Origin of the sequence: Streptomyces sp. C (genome assembly GCF_000158895.1) — a bacterium.
Classification (GTDB): Bacteria; Actinomycetota; Actinomycetes; order Streptomycetales; family Streptomycetaceae; genus Streptomyces; species Streptomyces racemochromogenes.
In genome coordinates, this window is sequence record NZ_GG657750.1 from 888,079 (window position 1) to 890,926 (window position 2,848).

General features: G+C 74.9%; 2 protein-coding genes and 1 pseudogene. All 3 read right to left on the bottom strand.

The annotated features are described in order from the left end of the window. Positions 1-124: 124 nt before the first annotated feature. A complete protein-coding gene (cpt, locus tag SSNG_RS03975; protein WP_128636857.1) occupies positions 125-682 on the bottom strand; it encodes a chloramphenicol phosphotransferase CPT in 558 nt (185 codons plus the stop codon). A gap of 58 nt (positions 683-740) precedes the next feature. Then, positions 741-1,656 (bottom strand): annotated as a pseudogene (locus tag SSNG_RS03980) (LysR substrate-binding domain-containing protein). A gap of 12 nt (positions 1,657-1,668) precedes the next feature. After that, positions 1,669-2,848: glycine C-acetyltransferase (locus SSNG_RS03985; RefSeq protein ID WP_042800501.1), on the bottom strand; the 1,180-nt coding region annotated here is incomplete at its 5' end.

Genomic DNA, 2,848 nt, shown 5'->3' on the forward strand with positions numbered 1-2,848 from the left:
CCCGCCGCTCCCAGCAGCGCCGCCGCCACGCACAGCACCACGGCCGCTCGCCGTCCCCTGTCCTGATTGCTCGTCATGCGGCCACGTTAGGGCGCCCGATCACCAAGCCCCGGGAGGCCCGCGCTCAGACCTGCCGGACGGACACCCCCTGGCGCAGCCGGGCGGCGATCGCGCGGGCGCAGGCCATGGACTCGGTGTGCGTGGTGTCGACCTCCAGGTCGTAGGCGACGCCCTCGTGGACCACCGCCGCCTGGGAGGCCGCCATGCCCGGGATGCGGTCGCCGCGGGCGATCTCCCGACCGGCGGCGGCCGCGGGGTCGCACCGGACGCCGACCCAGAGGACGGCCAGGCCGTCCAGGGCCCGCAGCCAGCGCCCCTGGGACTCGGCCCCGCCGAGGAACACGTCGTCGACGACGATCCGGGCGCCGGCCCGGGCCATCGCCGCGACGCCCTCCATCCAGGCCGCCTCCAGCGCCCGGAAGTCCGCCCCGACGTCCACGCCGCCGTCCTCGGTGAACACGATGCCCCCGTCCGCACCCCGCATCCTCGCGGGCAGCGAGTCGACGAAGGAGTCGCACCCGTACGCCAGCCAGGGGTCGGGCAGTTCGGCCTGTAGGCAGCGCACGATCCCGGACTTCCCCGAGCTGGACGCGCCGTTGAGAACGATCATCCGAATGGTCATCGCGCCACCGTAGGGCGGCCGCCGGCCCGTTGGACAGCGGATTTCGGCCCGGGCGTCCTCAGTGCGCCGGGACCCGCCGGGCCTCCCGGGCCAGGGCCGCCAGGACCGGGGCGATCAGCGGGTGGGACTCGGCGCCGCGGCGGGTGGCGGCGAAGACCCGGCGGGTGGCGGCCGGGCCCGCGACCCGGGCGCACCCGGACCTCCTTGAGGTCCATGCCGCGCAGCGCCGAACGCGGCACCAGCGCCACCCCCGCGCCCGCGCCGACCAGGGCGGTCACCGCCCGGAAGTCGTCGGAGGAGTGCACGAAGCGCGGCTGGAAGCCGGCCAGCTCGCACGCCAGCAGGGTCACGTCGTAGCAGGGGTTGCCCGGGTACTGGCCGACCCAGTCCGCGTCGGAGAGGTCGGCCAGCGCCACGGCGGGCAGGTCGGCGAGCGGGTGCCCGGCGGGCAGCACCGCGTCGAAGGGCTCCGCGTACAGCGGGAGCACCGACAGCCGTCCGTCGTCGGCGCCCGGCGCGCCGCGGTACTCCACCGCGAGGGCCAGGTCGGCCTCCCCGTCGAGCAGCAGCGGCAGGCTCTGGTCGCCCTCCGCGTCGCGCACCCGGAGCCGGATGCCCGGGTGGTCCAGGGCGAGGCGGGCGATGGCGGGGGCGAGCACCTCGGCGATGCCGGTGGCGAAGGCCGCCACCGTGACCTCGCCCGCGGAACCGCCCGCGTAGGCGGCGAGTTCCGCCTCGGCGCGCTCCAGCTGGGCCAGCACCTCGTGGGCGTGGCCCAGCAGGATCTCCCCGGCCGCGGTGAGCCGTACGCCCCGGCCGCTGCGGGTCAGCAGCGCGTGGCCGGTCTCCTGCTCCAGGGCGGCGAGCTGCTGGGAGACGGCGGAGGGGGTGAGGTACAGCGCTGCGGCCGCGGCGGTCACCGTACGGTGGTCCGCCACGGCCCGCAGGACACGCAGCCGGCGGGGGTCGATCACACCCCCATGATGTCAGCCCTGAGCAGCGGAAAGCGCCGCGCGGGCGTCCACGAAGGCGGCCACCGCGCGCTCCACGTCGGCCGTCGAGTGGGCCGCCGAGAGCTGGACGCGGATACGGGCCGCGCCGAGCGGAACGACCGGGTACGAGAAGCCGATCACGTACACGCCGCGCTCCAGCAGCAGCTCCGCCATCCGGCCCGCCTCGGCGGCGTCGCCGATCATGACGGGGGCGATGGCGTGGTCGCCGGGCAGGATCTCGAAGCCGGCCTCGGTCATCTTCGTGCGGAAGAGCTTCGTGTTGGCCGCGAGGCGCTCGCGCAGGTCGCCGGCGGACTCCAGCAGGTCGAGGACCTTGAGGGAGGCGGCGGCGATGACCGGGGCGAGGGAGTTGGAGAAGAGGTACGGGCGCGAACGCTGGCGCAGCAGCTCGACGATCTCGGCGCGGGCGGCGACGTAGCCGCCGGAGGCGCCGCCGAGGGCCTTGCCGAGGGTGCCGGTGATGATGTCGATCCGGTCCATGACGCCGTGCAGCTCGGGGGTGCCGCGGCCGCCGGGGCCGACGAAGCCGACGGCGTGCGAGTCGTCGACCATGACCATGGCGTCGTAGCGGTCGGCGAGGTCGCAGATCTCCTGGAGCGGGGCGACGTAGCCGTCCATGGAGAAGACGCCGTCGGTGACGATGAGCTTGCGGCGGGCGCCGCCCTCGGAGGCCTCCTTGAGGCGGGCCTCCAGCTCGGCCATGTCGCGGTTGGCGTAGCGGAAGCGGCGGGCCTTGGAGAGGCGGATGCCGTCGATGATCGAGGCGTGGTTGAGGGCGTCGGAGATCACCGCGTCCTCGGCGCCGAGGAGCGTCTCGAAGACGCCGCCGTTGGCGTCGAAGCAGGAGGAGTAGAGGATCGTGTCCTCCTGGCCGAGGAAGGCCGACAGGCGGGCCTCCAGCTCCTTGTGCACCTCCTGGGTGCCGCAGATGAAGCGGACCGAGGCCATGCCGTAGCCCCAGCGGTCGAGGGCGTCCTTGGCGGCGGCGACCACCTCGGGGTGGTCGGCCAGCCCGAGGTAGTTGTTGGCGCAGAAGTTCAGCACCTCGCCGGGGGCGCCGCCCGCGGTGACGGCGACGGCGGCGTTCTGCGGGGTGCCGATGACGCGCTCGGGCTTGTGCAGGCCCGCGGCGCGGATCTCGTCGAGGGTGGTG

Bases quoted from the DNA above. Each gene is read 5' to 3' on its own strand.
- cpt (WP_128636857.1), bottom strand. From the start codon at position 682: ATGACCATTCGGATGATCGTTCTCAACGGCGCGTCCAGCTCGGGGAAG.